Origin of the sequence: Pseudomonas persica (assembly GCF_900291015.1) — a bacterium.
In the GTDB taxonomy this organism is placed as follows: domain Bacteria; phylum Pseudomonadota; class Gammaproteobacteria; order Pseudomonadales; family Pseudomonadaceae; genus Aquipseudomonas.
In genome coordinates this window covers 21,476-46,385 of sequence record NZ_OLKL01000041.1, presented here as the reverse complement: position 1 = coordinate 46,385, position 24,910 = coordinate 21,476, and the positions used below count along the sequence as shown (strand labels likewise).

The 24,910-nt window shown below is 60.6% G+C and carries 25 protein-coding genes and 1 pseudogene; 8 read left to right on the top strand and 18 right to left on the bottom strand.

What is annotated here, in order from left to right; translation table 11 throughout:
* The first annotated feature begins 170 nt into the window (after positions 1-170).
* Together FQ664_RS27320 and FQ664_RS19855 are read left to right on the top strand one after the other, a co-directional pair.
* A complete protein-coding gene (locus FQ664_RS27320) occupies positions 171-1,466 on the top strand; it encodes a HEPN domain-containing protein (protein WP_256676026.1) in 1,296 nt (431 codons plus the stop codon).
* A 118-nt stretch (positions 1,467-1,584) separates the two neighbouring features.
* Entirely contained in the window at positions 1,585-2,724 is a 1,140-nt protein-coding gene (locus tag FQ664_RS19855; RefSeq protein ID WP_144174313.1) for an HNH endonuclease, read from the top strand.
* A 173-nt stretch (positions 2,725-2,897) separates the two neighbouring features.
* Here FQ664_RS19855 and FQ664_RS19850 read toward each other — a convergent pair whose 3' ends face one another.
* Complete coding sequence (locus tag FQ664_RS19850) at positions 2,898-3,101, bottom strand: hypothetical protein (protein ID WP_144174312.1); 204 nt, start codon at positions 3,099-3,101, stop codon at positions 2,898-2,900.
* Between the two features lie 42 nt (positions 3,102-3,143).
* A pseudogene (locus FQ664_RS19845) lies at positions 3,144-3,700 on the bottom strand (recombinase family protein).
* 615 nt (positions 3,701-4,315) lie between these two features.
* Here FQ664_RS19845 and FQ664_RS19840 point away from each other — a divergent pair.
* Positions 4,316-4,990: a hypothetical protein gene (locus FQ664_RS19840; protein ID WP_144174311.1), complete on the top strand. Its 675-nt coding sequence runs from the start codon at positions 4,316-4,318 to the stop codon at positions 4,988-4,990.
* A 202-nt stretch (positions 4,991-5,192) separates the two neighbouring features.
* Here the strand turns inward: FQ664_RS19840 and FQ664_RS19835 are convergent, their stop codons facing one another.
* The 3 genes from FQ664_RS19835 to FQ664_RS19825 all read right to left on the bottom strand — a co-directional run bounded on the left by FQ664_RS19835 (position 5,193) and on the right by FQ664_RS19825 (position 6,881).
* On the bottom strand, positions 5,193-5,750 hold the full coding sequence (locus FQ664_RS19835) for a hypothetical protein (protein WP_256576217.1): 558 nt from the start codon (positions 5,748-5,750) through the stop codon (positions 5,193-5,195).
* Positions 5,751-5,894: 144 nt separating this feature from the next.
* Positions 5,895-6,320 (bottom strand): hypothetical protein, encoded by a 426-nt coding sequence (locus FQ664_RS19830; protein ID WP_144174309.1) that lies wholly within the window; start codon positions 6,318-6,320, stop codon positions 5,895-5,897.
* A gap of 108 nt (positions 6,321-6,428) precedes the next feature.
* Positions 6,429-6,881, bottom strand: a complete 453-nt coding sequence (locus FQ664_RS19825) for a helix-turn-helix domain-containing protein (protein WP_256676025.1) — start codon at positions 6,879-6,881, stop codon at positions 6,429-6,431.
* A gap of 83 nt (positions 6,882-6,964) precedes the next feature.
* Here FQ664_RS19825 and FQ664_RS19820 point away from each other — a divergent pair, with 83 nt between their 5' ends.
* Together FQ664_RS19820 and FQ664_RS19815 are read left to right on the top strand one after the other, a co-directional pair.
* A complete protein-coding gene (locus FQ664_RS19820) occupies positions 6,965-7,453 on the top strand; it encodes a DUF2938 domain-containing protein (RefSeq protein WP_144174308.1) in 489 nt (162 codons plus the stop codon).
* A gap of 396 nt (positions 7,454-7,849) precedes the next feature.
* Positions 7,850-8,125: a hypothetical protein gene (locus FQ664_RS19815; protein ID WP_144174307.1), complete on the top strand. Its 276-nt coding sequence runs from the start codon at positions 7,850-7,852 to the stop codon at positions 8,123-8,125.
* A 253-nt stretch (positions 8,126-8,378) separates the two neighbouring features.
* On the opposite strand, the gene FQ664_RS19805 is transcribed toward FQ664_RS19815, so the two are convergent.
* Positions 8,379-9,146, bottom strand: a complete 768-nt coding sequence (locus tag FQ664_RS19805; protein ID WP_144174305.1) for a substrate-binding periplasmic protein — start codon at positions 9,144-9,146, stop codon at positions 8,379-8,381.
* A 123-nt stretch (positions 9,147-9,269) separates the two neighbouring features.
* On the opposite strand from FQ664_RS19805, the gene dnaX reads away from it, so the two are divergent.
* The 3 genes from dnaX (at position 9,270) to recR (ending at position 12,566) form a co-directional block, all read left to right on the top strand.
* Positions 9,270-11,336 carry a DNA polymerase III subunit gamma/tau gene (gene dnaX / locus FQ664_RS19800; RefSeq protein WP_144174304.1) on the top strand — a complete coding sequence of 689 codons (2,067 nt, stop codon included), beginning with the start codon at positions 9,270-9,272 and terminating at the stop codon, positions 11,334-11,336.
* Between the two features lie 64 nt (positions 11,337-11,400).
* Positions 11,401-11,736 carry a YbaB/EbfC family nucleoid-associated protein gene (locus tag FQ664_RS19795; RefSeq protein WP_144174302.1) on the top strand — a complete coding sequence of 112 codons (336 nt, stop codon included), beginning with the start codon at positions 11,401-11,403 and terminating at the stop codon, positions 11,734-11,736.
* A 227-nt stretch (positions 11,737-11,963) separates the two neighbouring features.
* Entirely contained in the window at positions 11,964-12,566 is a 603-nt protein-coding gene (gene recR, locus FQ664_RS19790) for a recombination mediator RecR (protein ID WP_144174300.1), read from the top strand.
* A 105-nt stretch (positions 12,567-12,671) separates the two neighbouring features.
* On the opposite strand, the gene FQ664_RS19785 is transcribed toward recR, so the two are convergent.
* The 12 genes from FQ664_RS19785 to ccoN all read right to left on the bottom strand — a co-directional run bounded on the left by FQ664_RS19785 (position 12,672) and on the right by ccoN (position 24,776).
* Positions 12,672-13,220 carry an adenine phosphoribosyltransferase gene (locus tag FQ664_RS19785; RefSeq protein ID WP_144174298.1) on the bottom strand — a complete coding sequence of 183 codons (549 nt, stop codon included), beginning with the start codon at positions 13,218-13,220 and terminating at the stop codon, positions 12,672-12,674.
* A gap of 55 nt (positions 13,221-13,275) precedes the next feature.
* Positions 13,276-14,010 carry a Crp/Fnr family transcriptional regulator FnrA gene (gene fnrA, locus FQ664_RS19780; RefSeq protein ID WP_016711709.1) on the bottom strand — a complete coding sequence of 245 codons (735 nt, stop codon included), beginning with the start codon at positions 14,008-14,010 and terminating at the stop codon, positions 13,276-13,278.
* 185 nt (positions 14,011-14,195) lie between these two features.
* Entirely contained in the window at positions 14,196-15,578 is a 1,383-nt protein-coding gene (hemN, locus tag FQ664_RS19775) for an oxygen-independent coproporphyrinogen III oxidase (RefSeq protein WP_144174296.1), read from the bottom strand.
* Positions 15,579-15,779: 201 nt separating this feature from the next.
* Positions 15,780-16,463: a sulfite exporter TauE/SafE family protein gene (locus FQ664_RS19770; RefSeq protein WP_144174295.1), complete on the bottom strand. Its 684-nt coding sequence runs from the start codon at positions 16,461-16,463 to the stop codon at positions 15,780-15,782.
* Entirely contained in the window at positions 16,456-16,671 is a 216-nt protein-coding gene (gene ccoS / locus FQ664_RS19765; RefSeq protein WP_087499884.1) for a cbb3-type cytochrome oxidase assembly protein CcoS, read from the bottom strand. Before ccoS ends, FQ664_RS19770 begins: the two co-directional genes overlap by 8 nt.
* A complete protein-coding gene (locus FQ664_RS19760) occupies positions 16,650-19,124 on the bottom strand; it encodes a heavy metal translocating P-type ATPase (RefSeq protein ID WP_144174294.1) in 2,475 nt (824 codons plus the stop codon). The genes ccoS and FQ664_RS19760 overlap by 22 nt, the downstream gene beginning before the upstream one ends.
* 149 nt (positions 19,125-19,273) lie before the next feature.
* Positions 19,274-19,798 carry a FixH family protein gene (locus FQ664_RS19755; protein ID WP_144174293.1) on the bottom strand — a complete coding sequence of 175 codons (525 nt, stop codon included), beginning with the start codon at positions 19,796-19,798 and terminating at the stop codon, positions 19,274-19,276.
* 15 nt (positions 19,799-19,813) lie between these two features.
* Positions 19,814-21,229 (bottom strand): cytochrome c oxidase accessory protein CcoG, encoded by a 1,416-nt coding sequence (gene ccoG / locus FQ664_RS19750; protein ID WP_144174291.1) that lies wholly within the window; start codon positions 21,227-21,229, stop codon positions 19,814-19,816.
* 319 nt (positions 21,230-21,548) lie between these two features.
* Positions 21,549-22,526, bottom strand: a complete 978-nt coding sequence (gene ccoP, locus FQ664_RS19745; RefSeq protein ID WP_144174290.1) for a cytochrome-c oxidase, cbb3-type subunit III — start codon at positions 22,524-22,526, stop codon at positions 21,549-21,551.
* A complete protein-coding gene (locus tag FQ664_RS19740; protein ID WP_144174350.1) occupies positions 22,523-22,720 on the bottom strand; it encodes a cbb3-type cytochrome oxidase subunit 3 in 198 nt (65 codons plus the stop codon). Before FQ664_RS19740 ends, ccoP begins: the two co-directional genes overlap by 4 nt.
* 5 nt (positions 22,721-22,725) lie before the next feature.
* Positions 22,726-23,334 (bottom strand): cytochrome-c oxidase, cbb3-type subunit II, encoded by a 609-nt coding sequence (gene ccoO, locus FQ664_RS19735; protein ID WP_144174289.1) that lies wholly within the window; start codon positions 23,332-23,334, stop codon positions 22,726-22,728.
* Positions 23,334-24,776 carry a cytochrome-c oxidase, cbb3-type subunit I gene (ccoN, locus tag FQ664_RS19730; protein ID WP_144174288.1) on the bottom strand — a complete coding sequence of 481 codons (1,443 nt, stop codon included), beginning with the start codon at positions 24,774-24,776 and terminating at the stop codon, positions 23,334-23,336. Before ccoN ends, ccoO begins: the two co-directional genes overlap by 1 nt.
* Positions 24,777-24,910: the final 134 nt, after the last annotated feature.

Here is a 24,910-nt window from a genome sequence, read left to right as displayed (position 1 = left end):
GAGGTCAGGCCCCGCTACGGCGGGGCCTCTTAGTATCTGTTGGAGGTATAGGGGCGGTCCATCTATTAGCCCCTAAGCTATCGGATACTCGTCTGGGTGAATTCATGCGTACCCCATATCTCTGTAACTAATATAAAGCGACCGTCTTACTGCCGAGGCATTAGGTATCCATGGCACCGAAGCAATTACGACAAGCTCAGGCAGCCCTAAGTGTGTTGCTGAAAGCAGCGAATCTCATGACTGAGTATCAAGCATTTAAGGCTTTCGGCACCATGGAGAGTATCTATAGGCGAGTGAAGGCACCTAATGGCTCTATAGTTTGCTTTTCTAATAAGGCGTTGGAGAGTTTTGAGTGTTTGAGTGGGCTTGTATGGCAAATGCTGCCGGGCAGAGGGGTTGTCGAGTCGATTGATATTGATCTTGCATGTAGAGAAGTTCTCGGACGTTGGTACGAGGACGGTATCGCCAATACAGTAGAATGCTTTATTGGTGAAGTTGAAGAGGTAGCGGCTAACTTTGTGGGTGAGTATGACTTCTATTCAACTTTGAGTGGTATTAAATTTACAGATTTTGATAGTTTTAATATCGGTGGTGTGGTCATTAGCAAGCCTTGTCTCAGTGTGTTGAAGTCAAGTGTTGCTCAAGATGGAGTTATAGATTCCGCATGGAGGGAAACTAAACACGGCTTGTGGCTAAGTGCTCGGGTTAAAGGAAGCCCAAATAGCGCAGAGCGTCGGTTCTTCGAATTGGTAAAGGCAACCTGTGGCCTGCTTGCTCTCTCTTGTACTGTTTGCTTGGAACGCGGCGGAGCGGCAGTGCGCCTTGTGCCTGGGTTGGAAGGCCGTTTCAAACCGCGGGCGGTCACGTGGTTTTCCATAAATTCTAATTCTAATTTGCTCCATCTCAAAACTAGCTTCGATGGCATTCAATGTTTGGACTTCACTAGAGAACATGCGGACTCTCTTGTATCCTGCGAATGGTTCAAAGCAATTACTTGCATCATACAGGCTGATGCGAGAGGAGACGCGGAAAGTGCTCTATGTCGTGCTCTTTACTGGTTCTTTGATGCGCAGGCAGATACAAGTCTTGAAATGAAATTCGTTAAGTATTGGAGCTGTATTGAATGTATGTTTTCAATTAGTAAGTCTAAGGTTACTGAGCAGATTAGGAGAGGGCTGACGGCTTTACTTTGTTATGGTCGTCATCGTTATTCTAGTCCTGAAGCGTGGGAGCTCATAGACCGGCGAGTAGTCCAGCTCTACCAGCTTCGTAGTGACGCAGTTCACGATGCGAGGCATGATCACATCGTCTTACGAGATGTCGTGGATGTTAGTAAGTGGGCTGCTTTCATCCTGATCGAGATATCAATGATGATATCCCAGGGAATGGTCAGTCGCTCGCAGTTGAAGGCTGATGTAGAGTGTATTCATAAGTTTCACGGTTCAGCGGCGGTCAAAACGGTCTGATGATGCTTTGAATTTCGTGTTTGTTACTAAGATCTTCAGTTATGTTTGTCAGCATGGGATAGGCTGCTTAGTTGTGGTGTTGACGCCGGTGTCTCAGAATTATTCTTAAGGAGGGGAAGTGGGAGAGTGTGTGTTGTGTGGTATCTCGATTACGTCAGATAATGACTCCGAAGAGCACATCTTGATTAATGCTATTGGTGGGCGTTATAAAGTGTCCGGTGTGCTTTGTGTGAGGTGTAATAATGGTGCTGGACAAACTTGGGATAGCGCCTTAGCTAAGGATCTTCAGTCATTGGGACTGTTGATTGGAGTGGAAAGGGAGCGTGGAGTACTGCCCTCTCTCGCGATTGAGAGTCTCGATGGCGACCAGCTCTTGCTGCATGCGGATGGTAGCATGAGTCCGGCTAGAGCTAAGTTCACTGAGACTCCTGACGGCGCCGGAGCGGTGAAGATTGAAATTGTTGCTCGCACTCCTGAAGAGGCGCGCAAGATTCTTAAGGGGGTTAAAAAGAAGTATCCTCAATTTGATTTGGAATCGGCAATTGCACAGGCTGGTTTGCAATCTAGGTACTCTAAGAGTCCGCTGAACTTTTCAATGGGGTTTGGTGGTGCTCTCTCGGGGCGTTCGCTAGTCAAGTCCGTACTCTGCTTCGCCGTAGTCAATGGTGTTGCAGCTAAAGACTGTACCAATGCCAGGCAGTACTTGCTGGAGGACGCAGCAGAGGCATGCTTCGGGTACTGGTATGAGAGTGATTTAATTCTGCGTAGGCCGGAAGGGGTTCCGCTACACTGTGTAGCAGTGAGTAACCAGGGGACGGATGGTCAATTGCTTGGGTATATAGAATTCTTCGGCGTCAGGCGCATGGTTGTATGCTTAGCCGAAAGTTATTCGGGTGCGCCTGTGCACGCTAGCTACTGCATTGATCCAAGAAACTCCCAGAGAATAGTTGTAGAGTTTAACTTGGGTCTAAATAGGGCTGATATCCAGGCTTCATACAACTATGAGCGTATTCCGGAGGGCAGCATTGAGCGTGCGTTTGACTCTGTTCTACGTGAGGCGGTGAAGCGCTCAGCCATAAGAGCAAGAGATCAAGCTATTGATAGGGCAGTGCAACATGCATTCAGTAACCTTGATGTGGATGAGGGCGCCATTCTCACTGATCAGGACGTTGAAAAGCTTTCCGGCTTGCTCATGCATGAGCTGACGCCTTACCTTATGCATGTTCTTGGGAATAGGCGGCGACGGGATGAGCGCTAATCTTTTTTCAAGCGCTCTCTTGTGGGTTATTAGGCAGATTTGTGTCGGCGGCCATTTGAGTTCTACGATATGGTCGTTATGAGAGACCACGATCAATGTGGGTCAAGATTAAGCCCGTTAAACGCGCCATACTGGCATTAGATTTTTAAATATAGAAATATGGCCTTTTGCCATCACTGTCGTAGCCGCTCTATCACCGACGCAAGGGCTTCAGCATTGGTATCCAGCGCCTGGAGTACCACCATGGTATTCTCGTGTACGTTGATGCTTCCCCGCTGTCTTATCCAGGTACTGACTTCTTCAACTGACGCTCTGAGGGCGATCTGATGCAGCAATTCCAGGGTATCAGCTATGGCAGCGGCCTTTTCATTATCCATTAAAGACATCTCCTATTCATTGTAGCGACTTGGTAGGTGTGGTTAGGCCCTTGCCCTCATGGCACGCTGTACGGTGCTCAGACTTACGTGAAGCCTCTCCGCAGCCTGACGGAATGACAGTCCTTTAGTAGCCCCGTCACCAGCGATAGCAGCCCTTATGGCTGCATCATCTACGGTCTTTACGCGGCCCTTGTACGCGCCTCGTTCCTTGGTCTTTACGATCCCCTCTCGCTGCCGTTCTTTGATCATAGCTCGCTCAAACTGGGCTACGGCGCCCATCATCGACAGCATTAGGTGCTGCGTTGGGTTGTCCTCACCAGTGAATTCAAGCTGTTCCTTGTTGAAGCGGATGTGTACGCCTCGCTTGGTCAGATCTTCAACCAGCTTCAGCAGATCGGCTAGGGAGCGAGGCGGTCGATACTGTGAACAAGGATTACATCACCTTCCCGAACATAGTCCAGCATAGCTTGAAGCTGAGGTCGGTCAGTGTTAGCACCGCTAAGCTTCTCTGTGAAGACCTTGTCCAAGGCAACGCCGTCAAGCTGACGATCTAGATTCTGGTCTACCGAACTAACGCGAATGTACCCAACTCGTGCCATATCTCCGCCTCTGTATTCATTTGGTTCTAGATGTTGGCAGTGTGCCTGTATTCATTAACTAAAAAAAGTCTAATGAATACGGGTTCTGGCCGTTGGCTGTAGTCATGAACTTGTGGTCGCTCAGGTAGAGGCTACTGACTACAGGATCATGAAAAGGGGATAGCTAAACTTTGCTGGCTCGCAGCGATGGATCGTTGGTTGCCAACGAAGTAGGATCCGTAGTGACGGGATAGGCTTGCGCTGTCGAACAGAAAGGGACTAATGATGAGTGATTGGGAAGACCTTTGCGAAACGTTACAGATTGATCCTCAAGATCCTGATGGCCTGGAGGACCTGCTAGAACGTGAATCGAGAGAAGAGCGCATAAGGTCTTTAGGAGACGGATTACTCGGTCTGAGGGCTCTGCTGAAGGTTCACGCAGATCCATCTTGCTTGCGTTGTGGGGGGCGAAGGTTACCTCGGTAGATACAAGGACATTGAAAGGGGGCGGTGCTTCCTATGTCTTCCTGATTCGACTTGGGAAAGCGTTGTGCAGGGTGGCTGAGATGGATCTATCGTCGCTTGCGCTGTGATCCATGTAGAGTCGGCTGATTACTGCTATCAGGAACGTGCCTAATGCTCATTCATGCGTTCGACCCAACCGATTTCATGGTCTGCCATAACTTGGCAGTCCGGCCGCTGATAATGTCACCAAGCTGCATTGCATCAGTCGATCAGGGCGTACACGCGATGCATACGCGTGTCGAGGACCTGAGTCTTGATGCCGTTCGTGAAGGGCAGTTCCGCTCAGCACTCACTCCTCGCGCGCGTGTGTTCATGCTCGGCTTCATGCTCAGCAGGAGAATGACGATCACCGACGGATACGGCTCGCAACTGGGGTGGGGTGACGAAGACCGCTTCATTAGAATCTACGAAGTGGAGCTTCAGATGGAAGAAGTGCGGCGGCGAGTTGCTCCAACCGCTCCATCTAGGCTTGGCTGCATCTGGGTGGCTGAAGAGGGCGCTGCGTCCCGTGAAATGCTGGGAATGATGTTCGGAACGGCTCGACACATTGTCTCAGTGGGCATCGTTCACTCTATTAACTCACTGAGAGCTGATGCGAGCCTTTACGACCGATTCGCTGAAACAGGTGACCTAGGCGCTGCGGAACTTTATTGGCAAGGGCGCGAGCTTGATGGGTGCTGGGAAATTTTGTTGGACGGGGCTATCCATGTCACCCGAGATGATGAGCTTCAGGTGCTACTACAGGACTGCCGAGACGTAGGGCACTGCCTACCATCGCCTGCGTGAGGCATTCACCCGTCGACTGAGGGTGGAGCAGAACCATCATCTGAATCGCCCCTGGTTTCCCAGGCACTCTCCAAGCCCAGACAATATCGTTTCTCATACTCTACTGGCGACAGCTGCATAGCACTGCCGTGTCCGTCCCGATGCAGCGGAGTAGGCGCTGTCGTCCTACCCGCATCGAAAGCCCGGTATCAGCAGGTACTCATTACTTTAAAGAAACCTGTTTGGCCTCAAGCTTGAGTTCCTTGAGACGCTTCAGCAATGTGCTGATATTCGTGCGTGCCGAGCCTTCATTGGCCAGTCGCAGGCGCTTGATCGCGATAACGGAGTCGCCCACGCCAGCAGTAAAGGGCGTTCGAATGATCTCTCGAAAGATAACGGTGTTTGAAGCTGACTCGGTCAGGGTGTACTCGGCCTCGCAGGTGACTTCGAAATCCAGGCCGAAAATGGGTTGGTCGACGCGTAGCAGGTTGGCGCGCAGGGTGTAGGCAGCGGGTGCTTCGCCAAGCAGATCAGCATTGGCAAGTGATTGTTTGAGTGCAGCACCAAAGTCGGGACCGTCGATCTCCGAAGTCCAGAGCGGGTTGGTGGCGTCCCCGCCATTTACCTCGGTTACCTGGATGTTTCGATGCAGGCGTTGGTCGTAAAACTGCGCATCGGTTTGGTCGGATGTCACGGACATCCCGGAGATCTGGGCGGGCGAGGCGCAGCCTGTGCAAAGGGCGATAAATACCGAGACTAGAAACACACGGAAGTAGGTCACTTGAATAATCCTTGAGTGATATGCCGGTGATGCAAGACGAAAGCCATACATCGTGTATGGCTTCAACGATCGAAAAGGCCGCCCCGCGGCATCATTGGGGCGTGCAGGGCTCAGGCCGAGCGCTGCGCTGATCGGCAGATGCCCTTACAGGTTGTACTTTTCATCGATTCTGCGTTTGTCGAGCGTGTAGCGCTTGAGGTCGATCGAGTCGGATTCCAGCTTGGCATCGAGCTCGTCCATGTCGTGCTTTTTCAGGGTTGCAATGTGAGCTTTGGTGGCTTGGTAGTTGATCATCTCTGCGGCGTCATGCCCGCTCACTGGGTCCCAAGCAATGGAAAGCGGCCAGAACAGCAGGTTCACCACGCCAAAGCCATATGCGCGACCGTAGAACGACCCCCCACCTGGAAGCAGGCCAAGGCCGGCAGCAAGCCCTGGGCTTTTTTCTTCAACCGCGAGGTTTCTGGCGCGATAGCTGGCAAGTTCCGACTCTTGGGCCGAATTGAGGCCGGTAGCACAACCAGTGGTCAGCGCTATCAGTGCGGCAGCGGTCAGATTTCGAATTGTGGACATGCAACATTTCCTGAGTGTGAGTACTGTTCTCGGCGCACGGCTGGGCGCGGAGGCGCGTAACTCTACACTGGGTGGTGGCTTATTGATATTGAATTGCCATCACTCCGTTCAGATTATGATCTCTTCAGCTGGTGGTTTTATCCTGGTCGCTTTAAGGCAACTGTTGAACTGCCCTGTTTTCTTCCATGCCCCTGCCGCCGACAGCTTCATCAGCCGCAGGAATTTCGGGCATGCCAGGTGATCTTCTTCAGGGCACTGTGCGGCATGCCGCAAGCCCTTGCTCATCGCCTGCAAGCGCCTGATCCGTGCATCCAGTTCGTCGGCCTTGGCGATCAGCATCTGCCGGTCGACCTGCAGGTCCACCAGCATTGCCCCCACTTCATCCAGCGAAAACCCCGCAGCCTGGCCCAGGGCTATCAGGGCCAGCCTGTCCGCCACATCAGCTGCAAACTGCCGCCGCTGGCCGCGCCCGGCAAGTGATTTGAGCAGGCCTTTCTTCTCGTAGTAGCGCAGCGTCGAGGCGGGTACGCCTGTGCGTTTGGCGACGTCGGCAATATCCATTTCGGAGCCCTTGACTTGAAGTTGACTTCAACTTCTATGCTGCGCGGCATGGTGATGACCGTCAATCTTCGAGGGCTAGTTCAATGACGTTTGCTGCGATGTTTACTGCTGCTTTGCCAATTGGTATCGGTGCCACGATGGTAATGGACTTGTGGGGGCTGCTGCTGAGGCGGATGGGTGTCGCCACGCTGAACTTCGCCATGGTCGGGCGTTGGGCGGGGCATTTGCTGCACGGGCGTGTGCGGCATCAGGCGATTGCCAAGGCCGAGCCGATTCGGCATGAGCTGGTGTTGGGGTGGGGGATTCATTACGCCATCGGCGTGCTGTTCGCGATGCTGCTGGTTGTGATTGCAGGGGAGGGATGGTTACTGGCGCCTTCCTTGTTGCCCGCGGTAGTTGTTGGTGTGGTGACGGTCTTGGCGCCTTTGTGCTTCATGCAGCCGGCGATGGGCGCGGGGTTCTTTGCGTCGAGGACGCCGACGCCTGCGCGCAACTGCCTGAAGAGCCTGGCCACGCATTTTGTGTTTGGCGTGGGAATGTTCTTGAGTGCGGGTTTGCTTGCGGCTGTGTGAGAGCGGCGAGGTGCAGGGCTTGAGGGGGGCGACACATTCCTCAAGGCGAGTAATCGGTAGCAATAATGCGATCTTCTTTCAGGATGCTTCCTACAACTGTCAGGGCAATTTCCCGCTTTTGCTGTAGGAGGTGTCGAAATATCCTACGCACTCCGTCGACTCCCGTCTGATTGTCCCGGGAATCACTGCCCACTAGGCTTTTGCGGTCGCTGTCGGTTCAGCGATCGGGTGTGGAAGCCTGGGCAGTACACGGGACAGTTGTCATTTATGGCGGCTGTGCGCTGGAGGTATTCGTACCTGCCGGGTCTACCGTGTACCTGGTCTTCCACCCCGCGTACAGTTGCCACCCTAATGCGTGGAAGCGGAAGGGGACAACACAGCCAACACGGAGCTGTCATGAAAAAACTGGTCCCCGATCCACCTCACGTCTTCGAGCTTCCCCAAGGTAAATCCCTTTCCCGCGCCATCAGCGAAGGCATCGTGCCGATGGAGTTCGCGTTGATGAATGTCACCCACTATCTGATGTTTGCCTATAGCGACAGCCGGCGGGCGCTGGAGCGTATCCAGGACGAGGAGACGCGGCAGTTGCTGGAGCACGGGTTACGGGCCATGCAGATTGCCTGGGGGCAGGCGGATGCTATGGCACTGGCAGTTGAGCGTAGAAACCAGTGAAAACGGCCTTGGAGTAAGTAGAGATAGCAGGGATATCAAATAACCCTGTGGAAGCTGGCCCAGCCCTTTGGGCTGCGCTGTCGCATAGAGAACTGAATTCGCAAGCGGTCCGTGCATCCTGTGGGAGCGGCTTTAGCCGCGAAGAAACCAACGCGGTGCATGGCACCGGCTGCGCCGGTGTTCGCGGCTAAAGCCGCTCCCACAGGGGCGTGCAGGCTTCGGGAGGGTTTGCCTTTCATCAGGTATGCGTGGCTCAGGGGCGAGCCACAGACATGGGTTCTTGGTTGCCCGCCCCCCCATACCGCTGCACAATCCGCTCGATCTTCCCCGACTGCTTCATCCGCACCAGCGCCCGCAGCAGCCCCTGCGTCGGAATCGAGGGATCGTTGCGCACCATGCACCCCAGGTCCTGCTCCTCCAGTACCGCCAGCGCCTGCAAGCGCTGCCCGGCCGGCAAGCCCTGGTTGAACCACTGCAGCGACAGCTGGTTGCTTACCGCATGCCGATAGCGCCCGGCCTGCAGCTTTTGCAGCACCAGCAACTGGTTGCGGCTGTCCTCGCGGTGCAGGTGGCCCTGGTCGAGTAGCGCTTGCAAGGTCGGATAGGTGTAGCCAAGCACTGTGCCGATGGCCTGGGCAGGCAGTTGCTCCGGGGCCATTGGGGTGCTGTCGCCAACGCGGCCTACCAACAGGTCGCGCTGGTGCAGCAGCGGGATGCTCCAGACAAAATCCCCCGGCCGGTCATTGAACCACTGGGTGCTGACATAGCAGCGCACATCGATATCGCCGCTGTCCATGGCCTCCTGCAGGCGCAGGCGGGCCATGACATGGTACTCAGGGCGAACGCCAACCTCTTTGGCCACCGCCTGCATCAGGTCGTACAGCAAACCCTCCACCGGCTGATCGCCTTCGATGCGCACCAGCGGCATGCTCCAGCTCTCGGCGACAGAAAAACGCAACACGGGCTGTTCAGCCTGGCTGTAGGTGCTCCACAGCAGCAACAGGGCCAGCAGTCTTCGCAAAGGCAATCCTCCCTGGATGGCGCGCCAGTTTCAAAGCTTAGACGACTTGCGCAGGGTGCAATTTTGCCCCCGCTCCGCTAGCATTAGCGATCTTCCGCTCGATCAGGCTACGATGGTTTTTCGATGAGTTATCAGGTTCTTGCACGTAAATGGCGTCCGCGCTCGTTCCGCGAAATGGTCGGCCAGGCCCATGTGCTCAAGGCCTTGATCAACGCCTTGGACAACCAGCGCCTGCACCATGCCTACCTGTTCACCGGTACCCGGGGTGTGGGCAAGACCACCATTGCGCGCATCATCGCCAAGTGCCTAAACTGCGAAACCGGCATCACTTCCACTCCGTGCGGCACCTGTTCGGTATGCCGGGAGATCGACGAAGGCCGTTTCGTCGACCTGATCGAGATCGACGCCGCCAGCCGCACCAAGGTCGAGGATACCCGCGAACTGCTCGATAACGTGCAGTACGCCCCGAGCCGTGGGCGCTTCAAGGTCTACCTGATCGACGAAGTGCACATGCTCTCGACTCACTCGTTCAACGCCTTGCTCAAGACGCTGGAAGAGCCGCCGCCCTACGTCAAGTTCATCCTCGCCACCACCGACCCGCAGAAGCTGCCGGCGACCATCCTGTCGCGCTGCCTGCAGTTCTCGCTGAAGAACATGAGCCCGGAGCGGGTGGTCGAGCATCTCAGCCACGTCCTGGCCGCCGAGAACGTGCCGTTCGAGCCGGATGCCCTGTGGTTGCTGGGCCGCGCGGCCGATGGCTCGATGCGCGATGCCATGAGCCTGACCGACCAGGCCATCGCCTTTGGCGAAGGCAAGGTGCTGGCCGCCGATGTGCGGGCCATGCTCGGCAGCCTTGACCATGGCCAGGTCTACGGTGTGCTGCAGGCGCTGCTCGAAGGCGATGCCCGGGCCTTGCTGGAGGCCGTGCGCAACCTCGCCGAGCAGGGGCCGGACTGGGCTGGCGTGCTGGCCGAGATGCTCAATGTGCTGCACCGCGTGGCGATTGCCCAGGCGTTGCCGGAAGCGGTGGACAACGGCCAGGGCGACCGTGAGCGAGTGCTGGCGCTGGCTTCGGCACTGCCAGCCGAGGACGTGCAGTTCTATTACCAGATGGGCCTGATCGGCCGCCGTGACCTGCCCTTGGCGCCGGACCCGCGTGGCGGCTTCGAAATGGTCCTGCTACGCATGCTGGCGTTCCGACCCGCCGACACCGACGACGCGCCGAAGCCGATACTAAAGCCAGTGGGGATCAGCCAGGCCACAGCTGATCCTGCAACACCGGTGGCAGCGCCGGCGGTTGCCGTGGCGCCACCGGCCGCTGCGGTCGTGGAGCCTGTTGCACTGGCCGCCGCGCCACAAGTGCAGGCGCCGGTCGAGCCAGCGCCACAGCCGGTGGTCGAGCCTGTGGTGGCAGCTGAGCCTGCACCGGTCAGTGAACCTGAGCCAGAGCCAGAGCCCGCGGCAGAGGTGGTTGACCTGCCATGGGAAGAGCCCGCAGCAGCGCCCGCACCGGTAGTGGTCGAGCCTGCGCCGGCTTCTGCATCACCCCCTGTGCCCACGCCAGCGCCTGCCGCCCCGGTACCCGATGACGAGCCGCCCTTCGACCCGTCCGCCTATGCCGCCGTGGGCATGGACCGTGACGATGAACCGCCACTGGACGAAGACTATTACGGCGGCGAGAGCGACCCGGTCGGCTTCAGCTACCTGGACGAACTGGTCGAGCATGTCCAGGAAGAAACGCCCAAGCCGGCAGCCGAACCGCTGCCAGCAGCCAAGCCGGCCACCGGCCTGGCCCTGCAATGGCTGGAATTATTCCCACAGTTGCCTGTATCCGGGATGACAGGCAACATCGCGGCAAACTGTACGTTGATTGCCGCTGATGGCGACGACTGGCTACTGCACCTGGACCCTGGCCAGGGTGCGCTGTTCAACGCCACCCAGCAGCGGCGCCTGAACGAAGCGCTCAACCAGCACCTGGGGCGCACGCTGAACCTGCGCATCGAGCTGATCCTGCCCGAGCAGGAAACCCCGGCCCAGGCAGCGGCGCGCAAGCGTGCCGAGCGCCAGCAGGACGCCGTCACCGCGATCGAGCAGGATCCGTTGATCCAGCAGATGATCAAGTTGTTCGGCGCCAAGGTGCGGCAGGATACTATTGAGCCTGTAGAAGCCCTGGTGAATCAGGGCCAGTAACGGATAACCATGCGGCCGGCCCGGTGCCGGGCCGCATTACATGACCCAATCGAGGTATACCCCCATGATGAAAGGTGGCATGGCCGGCCTGATGAAGCAGGCCCAGCAGATGCAGGAAAAGATGCAGAAGATGCAGGAAGAGCTGGCCAACGCCGAAGTCACCGGCCAGGCCGGTGGCGGCCTGGTGAGCGTGGTGATGACCGGTCGTCACGACGTCAAGCGTGTCAGCATCGACCAGAGCCTGATGTCGACTGATGAAGACGACAAGGAAGTACTGGAAGACCTGATCGCCGCTGCGCTGAACGACGCTGTGCGCAAGGTCGAGCAGAACAGCCAGGACAAGATGGGCAGCATGACTGCCGGCATGCAACTGCCGCCGGGCTTCAAGATGCCGTTCTAAGGGCATTGCGATACCGAAAACCGCCGCTGAGATTCAGCGGCGGTTTTTTTTATCTTGTGCAGGTCCGGCCCTATCGCCGGCAAGCCAGCTCCCACAGCTCAGGTGCAAAACCCTAGGCCAGCGCTATACCTGTGGGAGCTGGCTTGCCGGCGATAGGGCCCTCTGATTTGACGCCATTGCCCCCGCTGGGTATAAACCGCCTCTTATTGATTTGTCAGGCCTTTCCCATGAGCTTCAGCCCTCTCATCCGCCAACTGATCGATGCCCTGCGTATTCTCCCGGGTGTCGGCCAGAAAACCGCCCAGCGCATGGCCTTGCAACTGCTCGAGCGTGACCGCAGTGGCGGCCTGCGCCTGGCCCAGGCCTTGACCCAGGCCATGGAAGGGGTTGGGCATTGCCGCCAGTGCCGCACCCTGACCGAGCAGGAGCTGTGCCTGCAATGCGCTGACACGCGCCGTGACGATACCCAGTTGTGTGTGGTCGAAGGGCCGACCGATGTGTATGCGGTGGAGCAGACCGGCTACCGTGGTCGTTACTTCGTGCTCAAGGGCCACTTGTCGCCGCTGGACGGCTTGGGGCCGGAGGCGATCGGGATTCCGCAGCTGATGGCGCGGATCGAGGAGCAAGGCACCTTCACCGAGGTGATCCTGGCGACCAACCCGACGGTGGAAGGGGAGGCGACGGCGCATTACATTGCCCAGTTGCTGAGCGAGAAGGGCCTGGTGGCGTCGCGGATTGCCCATGGTGTGCCGCTGGGGGGCGAGCTGGAGATGGTCGATGGTGGGACTCTGGCCCATGCATTCGCGGGGCGGCGGCCGATTTCGCTCTGATTCAGAATTGCCGGGGCCGCTTTGCGGCCCATCGCCGGCAAGCCAGCTCCCACAGGTCGTGGAAGCTGGCTTGCCGGCGATGGGGCGCAAAGCGCCCCTGAATACTCAGTATTCGCTGAGGGAAAACTCAGTGAGGCAGAAGGTCGGCACACCCGCCGCCTGCAACCGGCGCGACCCGTCCAGCTCCGGCAAATCAATGATCGCCGCTGCCTCGAACACCTGCGCCCCGGTCCGACGCACCAGGCTGGCCGCTGCCAGCAGCGTACCGCCAGTAGCAATCAAGTCATCGAAGATCAACACCGAATCCCCTTCGCACAGGCTGTCGGCATGCACTTCCAGGAAGGCTTCGCCGTACTCGGTCTGGTAACCCTCGCTCAGCACGTCAGCCGGCAGCTTGCCCTGTTTGCGGAACAGGATCAGTGGCTTGTTCAGCTGGTGGGCGATGATCGAGCCGATCAGAAAGCCCCGCGCATCCATGGCGCCGATGTGGCTGAACTCGGCCTCGACATAGCGCTCGATGAACTGGTCGGCCACATAGCGCAGCCCGCGCGGCGACTGGAACAGCTGGGTGATGTCGCGGAAGATCACGCCGGGTTTGGGGAAGTCCACTACCGGGCGGATCAGGGCTTTGAGGTCGAAGGCGTCGCTGTGCATTGTTGCGGGTATCCTGGGAAAACCAATGCCCAAGTATACCCGCTAAACGCCGGCCTCAGGCCTCGATTGCACCGCCGGCCAGCGCGCATAGCTGGATCGGGTCGAGGATGTGCACTTCCTTCCCTTCGGCACGGATCAGGCCGTTCTGCTGGAAGCGGGTGAACACCCGCGACACGGTTTCCACCGCCAGGCCCAGGTAATTGCCGATTTCGTTGCGCGACATGCTCAGGCGGAACTGGTTGGCCGAATAGCCGCGGGCACGGAAGCGCGCCGACAGGTTGACCAGGAAGGTGGCAATACGCTCGTCGGCGGTCTTTTTCGACAGCAGCAGCATCATTTGCTGGTCGTCGCGGATTTCCCGGCTCATAACCCGCATCAGCTGGCGGCGTAGCTGCGGCAACTGCACCGACAGCTCGTCGAGGCGCTCGAACGGGATTTCGCACACCGAGGTGGTTTCCTGGGCCTGGGCCGACACCGGATAAGCCTCGGTATCCATGCCCGACAGGCCGACCAGCTCGCTGGGCAGGTGGAAGCCGGTGATCTGTTCTTCGCCGCTGTCGCTGAGGCTGAAGGTTTTCAGGGCGCCGGAACGTACTGCGTAGACCGAGCCGAAATTGTCACCTTGGCGGAACAGGAACTCGCCTTTTTTCAGCGGCCGCCCACGCTTGACGATTTCGTCCAGTGCATCCATGTCTTCCAGGTTCAGTGACAGAGGCAGGCACAGGGGGGCCAGGCTGCAGTCCTTGCAATGAGCCTGGTTGTGTGGGCGCAGTTTGACTGGCTCGGACATTTTCATTCGATCCTTGTGGGAAAGCACACATAAGACGTAAGGGTAACTCACGGCGTAGGTCGTAGGCCAGCGTGCGCTGTTGTGGTGCGAACCGGCCAGGCCCCGGCGGGTGCGCGCCGGGGCCTTCGCTGTGCCCATAGTGTGCCTGGCAAGGAAACTTGTCCATGTGGTTGAACGACTCGGTTTCAGATCACCCGCGAAAAGCGCTGGCGGTTGTGCATCGCCAGGTAGGCGTCGAACACCATGCACACCGAGCGCGCCAGCAGGCGGCCGGCCGGCAGGATGCGGATGCCCTCGTCGTCCAGGCGGATCAGGCCGTCGCGCTGCAAGGTCAGCAATTCTGGCCAGAGGTCGTTGAAGTAGCCGCGAAAATCGATGGTGAAGGCCTGTTCGATCGGCGCGAAATCCAGCTCGAAATGGCAGATCAGCTGCTGGATCACCGCCCGGCGTATGCGGTCGTCGTGATTGCACAGCAAGCCGCGCTGGGTGGCCAGCTGGGCGTTGGACAGGCTGTCCTGGTAGGTGTTGAGGTCGCTGCTGTTCTGGCAGTACAAGTCGCCGATCTGGCTGATGGCCGATACGCCCAGGCCGATCAGGTCGCAGTGCCCATGAGTGGTGTAGCCCTGGAAGTTGCGTTGCAGGCTGCCTTCTTCCTGGGCGATGGCCAGCTCGTCGTCGGGCAGGGCGAAGTGGTCCATACCGATGTAGCGGTAACCGGCTGCGGTCAGCTGGTCGATGGTGGCGTGCAGCATCTCCAGCTTGGCGGCCGCGTTGGGCAGGTCATTGCTGTCGATGCGCCGTTGCGGCATGAAACGCTCGGGCAGGTGGGCGTAGTTGAACACCGACAGGCGGTCGGGTTGCAGGTTGATCACTTCTTCGACGGTGCGGGCAAAGCCTTCCGGGGTTTGCTTGGGCAGGCCGTAGATCAGGTCGAGGTTGATCGAGCGGAACTGCAGGGTGCGCGCGGCTTCGATCAGGGTGCGGGTCTGTTCCAGGCTCTGCAGGCGGTTGACCGCGCGCTGCACGGCCGGGTCGAGGTCCTGCACGCCCAGGCTGACGCGGTTGAAGCCCAGCTCGCGGAGCAGGCCCATGGTCGACCAGTCGGCTTCGCGCGGGTCGATCTCGATGCCGTAGTCGCCGGAATCATCGTCCAGCAGGTGGAAATGCTGGCGCAGGGTGGCCATCAGCTGGCGCAGTTCCACATGGCTGAGGAAGGTCGGTGTGCCGCCGCCGAAATGCAGCTGTTCAACACGCTGTTTAGGGTCGAGGTGGCAGGCGATCAGCTGGATTTCCTGCTCCAGGCGCTGCAGGTAGGGCGCGGCGCGGCCGCGGTCCTTGGTGATGACCTTGTTGCAGGCGCAGTAGTAGCAGATGTTGGCGCAGAACGGCACGTGCACGTACAGCGACAGCGGGCGCACGGCCCGACGGCTCTCGCGCAGGGCGTGGAGCAGGTCGAACGAGCCCACTTCGCTGTGCAGTTGCACGGCGGTCGGGTAAGAGGTGTAGCGTGGTCCGGCCAGGTCGTAGCGGCGGATCAGGTCGGTATCCCAACGTAGGTCGTCGAGCATGAGGGCGGTCCCCGGAAAGAGCAGCAGTGCCCCGGAGTCTATGGCCGTCTGTAGGAATCTGTGTTGATTTGTATCAAGGGGAATCGGCGGTGCAATCGGGGGCCGCCGTGCGGCCCAATCGCCGGCAAGCCCGCTCCCACAGGGACCGTGCAAGCCTCAAGCCTTGTGCAGTCCTGTGGGAGCTGGCTTGCCGGCGCCCCCTCAATGCCCCATCAACCAATGCTGATGCGGCCCGGGCAGGGTCCATACCCCAAACAGCATCACCAGCACGCCACCCGCCAGCCGTACACTGCGCCGTTTCAACAATCTGTTTACTCGCTCAGCCGCTAGCCCCGTGGCCAGCAACACCGGCCAGGTCCCTACGCCAAACGCCAGCATCAATGCCGCACTGTACCCGGCATTGCCCTGGCTGGCCGCCCACAGCAATGTGCTGTACACCAACCCGCACGGCAACCATCCCCACAAGGCCCCCAGCAACAACGCCCGCGGCACACTGGATACTGGCAGCAAGCGCGACGCCACCGGTTGTATATGCCGCCACAGCCCCCGGCCCAGCGCCTCGATGCGGGTCAGCCCGCTCCACCAGCCGGCCAGGTACAGCCCCATGGCGATCAACAGCAGCGCCGCCACCACCCGCAGCGCCAACGCCGCCGGGCTGCTGGCCACGGCCCAGCCGGCCAGGCCCAGCAGCAGGCCGGCACCGGCATAACTGAGAATGCGCCCAAGGTTGTACGCCAGCAGCAGGCGCAAGCGCCGGCCACGTTGTTCGGGCGGGATGGCAAGGGTCAGCGCGCCCATCAGGCCGCCGCACATGCCCAGGCAGTGGCCGCCGCCGAGCAGGCCGAGGATCAACGCCGAGCCCAGCAGGGGCAGCAGGTCAGGCACGGGGTGGGGGTTCCTTGTCGGTGTCGGCCTGGCTGTCGTCAGGCTTCACCGCCGCCTGGTGGCGCGGGTCCTGGTCGTCGAACAGGATGCTGTGGGCCGGGCTTTCCAAGTCGTCGTACTGGCCGCTGTCCACCGCCCAGAAGAAGATGTACACGGCCACGCCGACCAGCAGCAGGGCCGCGGGGATCATGACATAGAGGGCGGGCATGGTGACTTCCTCCCGGGCAAGGGCGCTTCATTCGTTGGCAAACCCGATGCCGGCGGCAGGCGGGTCAGGCGCAGGGCGTTGAGTACCACGATCAGTGAACTGACCGACATGCCGATGGCTGCCCACACCGGGGTGATCCAGCCGAGCGCGGCGAACGGCAACATCAGGCCATTATACAGGGTCGCCCAAAGCAGGTTCTCGAGGATGTTGCGGCGGGTGCGGCGGGCCAGCTCGAAGGCCTGTACCAGCGCCTGCAGGCGGTTGGACAGCAGCACGGCGTCGGCGCTGGTCTTGGCCAGGTCGGTGGCGCTGCCCATGGCGATGCTGATGTCGGCGGCGGCCAGCACCGGTACGTCGTTGACCCCGTCGCCCAGCATCAACACCTTGCGCCCGGCCGCCTGCAGCGCCTTCAGCCGGTCCAGTTTGTCGTCCGGGCGCAGGCCACCGATGGCCTGGTCGATGCCCAGCTGCGCGGCCACTTCGGCAACCATCGGCGAGCTGTCGCCCGACAACAGCAGCGTGCGCCAGCCACGGGCCTTGCAGGCCGCCAGCAGGGCTGGGGCATCGTCGCGCAGGCGGTCGTCCAGGCCGAACCAGGCCAAGGGGCCCTGACGGTCGCCCAGCAGCAGCCACTGGCCGCGCGGCTCTGGCACGCCGGGGATTTGCGCACCGCTCAGGGCGCAGACGAAGGTGGCCTGGCCAATGCGCAGGTGCTGGCCTTCGACCAGCCCTTCCAGGCCCAGGCCCGGTACGCTTTGCACCCCGTCAGCAGGCGTGGCGGTGCGGCCGAAGGCGCGGGCGATGGGGTGTTCGGAACGGTTTTCCAGCGCTGCGGCCAAGGCCAGGCAGCGGTCGGCGGGCAGGCTGCCGAGCGGGCGGATGCTGCGCAAGGTCAGGCGGCCTTCGGTCAGTGTGCCGGTCTTGTCGAAAATCACTGTGTCGATCTGGTTCAGGCCTTCCAGCACATGGCCACGGGTCACCAGCAGGCCGAGCTTGTGCAAGGTGCCGGTGGCCGCAGTAAGCGCCGTTGGCGTGGCCAGGGACAGCGCGCAGGGGCAGGTTGCTACCAGCATGGCCAGTACGATCCAGAACGCCCGTGACGGGTCCAGGTGCCACCACCACAGGCCGATGGCCGCGGCAGCCAGCAGCGAGAACAGCAGAAACCACTGCGAGGCGCGGTCGGCGATTTCGGCCAGGCGCGGCTTTTCGGTCTGGGCGCGTTCCAGCAGACGGACGATGGCCGACAACCGCGAGTCGTGACCAAGGGCTTCGACTGCCACGTTCAGGGTGCTTTCGACATTCAGGGTGCCGCCGGTGACCCGCTCGCCAACCCGGCGTGGTTGCGGCAGGTATTCGCCGGTCAGCAACGATTCATCGACGCTGGAGCGACCTTCGACGATGCGCCCGTCGGCAGGGATCACCGCGCCTGGCAGCACTTGCACCGTGTCACCGCACTGCAGTTCGCTGAGCAGGATCCGCTCGCTACGGCCGAGGGTGTCCAGGCGCAGGCAAGAGGCCGGCAGCAAGTTGACCAGTTGCGCAGTGGCCGCGGCAGTGCGTTCGCGGGCGCGGCGCTCCAGGTAGCGGCCAGTGAGCAGGAACAGCGCGAACATGCCCACGGTGTCGAAATACAGCTCGCCGCTGCCGGTGATGGCGGTCCAGATACCGGCGCCGAAGGCCAGGCCAATGGCCAGTGACACCGAAACGTCCATGGTCAGGTGGCGGGTGCGCAGGTCGCGTGCCGCGCCCTTGAAGAACGGTGCGCAGCTGTAGAACACGATGGGGATGGTGAGGAACAGCGCCACCCAGCGCAGGATGGTGTGTAGTTCGGGCGACAGGTCGATGTTGAATTCCGGCCAGGTCGCCATGGTCGCCATCATCGCCTGGAACCACAGCAGCCCGGCCACGCCCAGGCGGCGCAGAGCGCTGCGGTTTTCGCCGGCCAGTTGCTCGGCGGCCTGGTCGGGCTGGTAGGGGTGGGCCGCGTAGCCGATCTGGCGCAGCTCGGCGAGCAGGCGCGAGAGCGGCAGTTGCTTGTCATCCCAGTTCAGCAGCAGGCGGTGGTTGGACAGGTTCAGGCGCGCCTCGGCAACGCCTGACAGGTTGCGCAGGTGCTTTTCGATCAGCCAGCCGCAGGCGGCGCAGCTGATGCCTTCGACCAGCAGGGTGGTTTCGGCCAGATTGCCAGCATGGCGAACGAAGGTTTGCTGTACGTCGCTGCGGTCGTAGAGCGTCAGTTCGTCCTGCAGCTGTCTGGGCAGGGCCTCGGGGTTGGCGCTGTTGTCGCTGCGATGCTGATAGTAGTGCTCCAGGCCACCGGCGACGATCGACTCGGCCACCGCCTGGCAGCCGGGACAGCAGAACTGCCGGGGCTGGCCGAGGACCACGGCGGTGAAGCGGCAGCCGGCGGGGACGGGCAGGGCGCAGTGGTAGCAGGGGGTGGGTTGGGTCATCACATCGTTGCCTTAAACATATCGGCCGGCTGGGCACGGCACCTGTGGGAGCGGGTTTACCCGCGAATGCGTCAGACCTGAAAACATCATCGCCTGATCTGACGCATTCGCGGGTGAACCCGCTCCCACAAGGAGCGGCGGAGGTGCGTTTATTGGTGCTCGGCTCCCTGGAGGGCTTCATCACCCAGCTGCAAGGTCACACCATGCTCCACTTTCTCTTCCTCGAACAAGCGCCAAACCTGGCCACCTTCGCTACCCAGCAGCTCGACGAAGCGACGCCCGTCAACCTTGTCTTCCAGCTGCCCCACATAGCGCCCAGCCTCGACCCGGCTCAGCAGCACCTTGCGGTCTTTCTCCGGCTGGGTTGGCGAAATCAGGTTCAGCTCCAGGCTTTGCGGGTCGCTGTTGCCGGCCAGGCGCACGTCCACTTCGCCGGTCAGCTCGTCCAGGTGCACGCCGGCCTTCAGGCCCAGGTTCTGCGCCAGCAGTTCACGGTCCAGCGAGCGGTTGATGCCCTTGCCCGCCTCGTAGTAGTTGTCGTTGACCAGGTTGTCCGGGTTGTGCACGGCGATGCTGACCATGGTCAGGCTCAGGCACACCGAGGTGGCGAGGATGCCGATGATGATCCAGGGCCAGAGGTGCTTGTACCAGGGGCTGACGGTGGTGGCAGGCATTGTGGGTTATCCCTCTCAGCGGATCTGTGGGCCGATGAAGCGGCTCTTGGCTTCAACCTGGGCGTCGCTGTCATCGGCGCTCTTGAGGATGAAGGTGATTTCGTTGGTGGTCGACGGCAGTTTCTCGGGTGCGATCGACAGTTGCACCGGCAGGCTGACGATATCGCCAGCGTCCACGCGGATCTCGCGCTGGCCTTCAAGCTTCAGGTCCGGCAGGCCGGTGGCGTCCAGCACGTAGACGTGGTCGCGCTGGTCCTTGTTCATCACCTTCAGGCTGTACACGTTCTCGATCCGGCCCTGGGCGTTCTCACGGTACAGCACGCGGTCCTTGCTGACATCGAAACCGACCAGCGAACGGGTGGCGAAGGCGGTGGCCAGGCCGATCATCATCACCAGCAGCACCACGGCATAGCCGATCAGGCGCGGGCGCAGCATGTGGGTCTTCTGCCCGGACAGGTTGTGTTCGGTGGTGTAGCTGATCAGCCCTTTGGGGTAGTTCATCTTGTCCATGATGCTGTCACAGGCGTCGATGCACGCGGCGCAGCCGATGCACTCGATCTGCAGGCCGTCACGGATGTCGATGCCGGTGGGGCAGACCTGCACGCACATGGTGCAGTCGATGCAGTCGCCCAGGCCCTTGGCCTTGTAGTCCATGTCCTTTTTGCGCGGGCCGCGGGTTTCGCCACGGCGCGGGTCGTAGGAAACGATCAGCGTGTCCTTGTCGAACATCACGCTCTGGAAGCGTGCGTAGGGGCACATGTATACGCACACCTGCTCGCGCAGCCAGCCGGCGTTGCCGTAGGTGGCGAGGGTGAAGAAGCCGACCCAGAAATAGGCCCAGCCGTCGGCCTGGCCGGTGAAGAATTCGATGGCCAGTTCACGGATCGGCGAGAAATAGCCGACGAAGGTCATGCCGGTGACGAAACCGATCAGCAGCCACAGGCTGTGCTTGGCGAACTTGCGCAGGAACTTGTTGCCGCTCATGGGGGCTTTGTCGAGTTTCATGCGCTGGTTGCGGTCGCCCTCGGTGACCTTTTCGCACCACATGAAAATCCATGTCCACACGCTTTGCGGGCAGGTGTAGCCGCACCACACCCGGCCGGCGAACACGGTGATGAAGAACAGGCCGAAGGCGGCCACGATGAGGATGCCCGAGAGCAGGATGAAGTCCTGCGGCCAGATGGTGGCGCCGAAGATGTAGAACTTGCGCTCGGGCAGGTTCCACCACACGGCCTGGTGGCCGCCCCAGTTCAGCCAGACGGTGCCGAAGTACAGCAGGAACAGCACGGCGCCGCCGACCATGCGCAGGCGTCGGAACAGGCCGGTGAAGGCACGGGTGTAGATCTTTTCCCGGGAGGCGTAGAGGTCGACGGAATCCTTCCCTTTGTTGGCAGGCGGGGTGACGTCATGTACCGGAATTTGCTCGCTCATCATCAAGTCCCACGGCAGTGGAGAAACGCCGCGGCCAGTGCGTGCCGGCCGCAGTCTCGCGCAATCTGCTAGCGCTCTGCGGCCCATGATACGCCGCTGATGGCAGTATGGGGTCGCGCTGCGACCTTTAGTCGCGTTGGGTTCACGGTATGAATCGTGTTATGGCGGATGTCAATTGATCCAAGTCATGAGCCTGCGAGAAATGCTGTGCCTTTGCCGGCCTCTTCGCGGGTGAACCCGCTCCCACAGGGATCGCACAGGTCCTGAGGTAGCGCAGTACCTGTGGGAGCGGGTTTACCCGCGAAGAGGCCGGGCCTGCTTACTCGGCCTTGGCCGGCGCCTGCTCCTGCGACAGGCTGTAAACATAAGCCGCCAGCAAGTGCACCTTGTCATTGCCTTGCAGCTGCTCCTGGGCCGGCATCTGCCCCTGGCGGCCATAGCGGATAGTCTGCTGCAACTGAGCGAAGCTCGAACCGTAGATGAACGCCTGCGGGTGGGTCAGGTTCGGCGCGCCCATGGCCGGTGTACCCTTGCCCTCAGGCCCGTGACAGGCCACGCAGTTGGCGGCGAAGATCTTCTGCCCGTTCTCGACATCGGCCTTCGCCCCTTCCGGCAGTGTGCGGCCATCCAGTTTGCTGACCACGAACGCCGCCACGTCGGCCACACCCTGGTCACCGATCACCTCGGCCCAGGCCGGCATCACGCCGTGGCGGCCGCCCATGATGGTGGTCTTGATGGTGTTCGGCTCGCCGCCCCAGCGCCAGTCGTTGTCGGTCAGGTTGGGGAAGCCGAAGGCTCCCTTGGCGTCGGAACCGTGGCATACCGAGCAGTTCGAGGCGAACAGCCGCGCGCCCATTTTCAGGGCTTGCGGGTCCTTGGCCACTTGTTCGATAGGCATGGCGGCGAACTTGGCGAAGATCGGCCCGAAGCGGGCGTCGGCCTTGGCCATTTCCTTTTCCCACTCGTGCACGCCGGTCCAGCCCGGCTGGCCGTTGGAGAACTCGGTCTGCTTGTCGTTATCCAGGTATGAGTAGCCCGGCAGGATGCCTTTCCAGTTGCCCAGGCCGGGGTACAGCACCAGGTAGCCGAGGGCGAAGACGATGGTGCCGACGAACAGCCAGAACCACCATTTCGGCAGCGGGTTGTCGTACTCCTCGATGCCATCGAAGGCATGCCCGACGGTTTCGTCGGTGACCTCTTCGCGCTGGCCCTTGCGGGTCGACAGCAGCAGCCAGGTCAACGAGAAGATGGTGCCCAGGGTCAGGACGGTAACGTACAGACTCCAGAAGGTTGTCATTGTTTTTTGCTCCCAGAAGCTTTTGCGTGCTCTTGCTCGACGTGGCGGCTGGCCTCGGGATCATCCGCGAAGGGCAGTTGGGTCGCTTCGTCGAAGTCCTTTTTACGCCGTGGGTTGAACACCCACAGCGCCAGGCCCACGAAGGCCACCATCACCACGACGGTGCCCAGGCCGCGAATCATCCCGATATCCATCAGCGTCACCGTTTGCTCTTGATGATGGTGCCAAGACCCTGCAGGTACGCGACGATGGCGTCCATTTCGGTCTTGCCCTTGACCGCATCGCGGGCCCCGGCGATGTCGGCGTCGGTATACGGCACGCCGAGGGTGCGCAGCACCTCCATCTTCTTCGCGGTGTCTTTGCCGTCGAGCTTGTGCTCGACCAGCCACGGGTAGGACGGCATCTTCGATTCCGGTACCACGTTGCGCGGGTTGTACAGGTGCGCACGGTGCCAGTCATCGGAGTAGCGGCCACCGACCCGGGCCAGGTCCGGCCCGGTACGCTTGGAGCCCCACAGGAACGGGTGGTCCCACACGCTTTCACCGGCCACCGAGTAGTGGCCATAGCGCTCGGTTTCGGCGCGGAACGGGCGGATCATCTGCGAGTGGCAACCCACGCAGCCTTCGCGGATGTAGATATCGCGGCCTTCCAGCTCCAGCGCGCTGCGCGGCTTCATGCCTTCCACGGGTTTGTTGGTGACGTCCTGGAAAAACAGCGGGACGATCTGGGTCAGGCCACCGATGCTCACGGCGATGACCATGAAGAAGGCCAGCAGGCCTATGTTCTTCTCGACGGCTTCATGCTTCATCAGTGCGCTCCCACGACGACGATCTTGGCGGCTTCCTCAGCCTGTGCCGGGTTGGCGGCACGTACGGTACGCAACACGTTGTAGGCCATCAGCAGCATGCCGGTGGCGAAGAACGCACCGCCCAGGGCGCGGACGATATAGCCAGGGTGGCTGGCCTGCAGGGCTTCGACGAAGGAGTAGGTGAGGGTGCCGTCATCGTTGATGGCGCGCCACATCAGGCCCTGGGTGATGCCGTTGACCCACATCGAGGCGATGTACAGCACAGTACCGATGGTGGCCAGCCAGAAGTGCGCGTTGATCAGGCCGATGCTGTGCATCTGCTCGCGACCGTAGAGTTTCGGGATCATGTGGTACACGGCGCCGATCGAGATCATCGCCACCCAACCGAGGGCGCCGGCGTGGACGTGGCCGATGGTCCAGTCGGTGTAGTGCGACAGCGAGTTCACGGTCTTGATCGCCATCATCGGGCCTTCGAAGGTGGACATGCCGTAGAACGCCAGCGACACCACCAGGAAGCGCAGGATCGGGTCGGTGCGCAGTTTGTGCCAGGCACCGGAGAGGGTCATCATGCCGTTGATCATGCCGCCCCAGCTGGGTGCCAGCAGGATGATCGACATCACCATGCCCAGCGACTGCGCCCAGTCAGGCAGGGCGGTGTAGTGCAGGTGGTGCGGGCCGGCCCAGATGTACAGGGTGATCAGTGCCCAGAAGTGCACGATCGACAGGCGATACGAGTAGATCGGGCGTTCGGCCTGCTTGGGTACGAAGTAGTACATCATCCCCAGGAAGCCGGTAGTGAGGAAGAAACCCACGGCGTTGTGGCCGTACCACCACTGGATCATCGCGTCGGTGGCGCCGGAGTAGGCCGAGTACGACTTGAACAGGCTTACCGGCAGCGAGATGTGGTTGACGATGTGCAGCATCGCGGTAACCACGATGAAGGCGCCGTAGAACCAGTTGCCGACATAGATGTGCTTGGTCTTGCGCTTGACGATGGTGCCGAAGAACACCAGCCCGTAGGTGACCCAGACGATGGCCAGCAGGATCGCCAGCGGCCACTCGAGCTCGGCATATTCCTTGGTGGTGGTGTAACCCATCGGCAGGGTGATCAGCGCGCCGACGATCACCGCCTGCCAACCCCAGAAGGTGAAGGCGGCCATGCTGTCGGAGATCAGCCGGGTCTGGCAGGTGCGCTGCACCACGTAGTAGCTGGTGCCGAACAGCGCACAGCCCCCGAAGGCGAAGATCACCAGGTTGGTGTGCAGCGGGCGCAGGCGGCCGAAGCTGGTCCAGGGCAGGTCCAGGTTCAGTTGCGGCCACACCAGCTGCGAGGCGATGAAGACGCCCAGGCCCATGCCAAGGATCCCCCAGACCACCGTCATGATGGCGAACTGGCGGACGACCTTATAGTTATAAGCAGTCGGACTGATTGCTGTGCTCATTGCTAAGGTTCCACGGTTTTGATGTTCTTGTTGGTCGAAAAATCGGCGCCAGTATTGATAACCACTGGGGTTACCGCAACGCAACTTTGGTACGCCGACCCGTGCCCGAGCCCGTTCACTGATGTCCCGCAGCG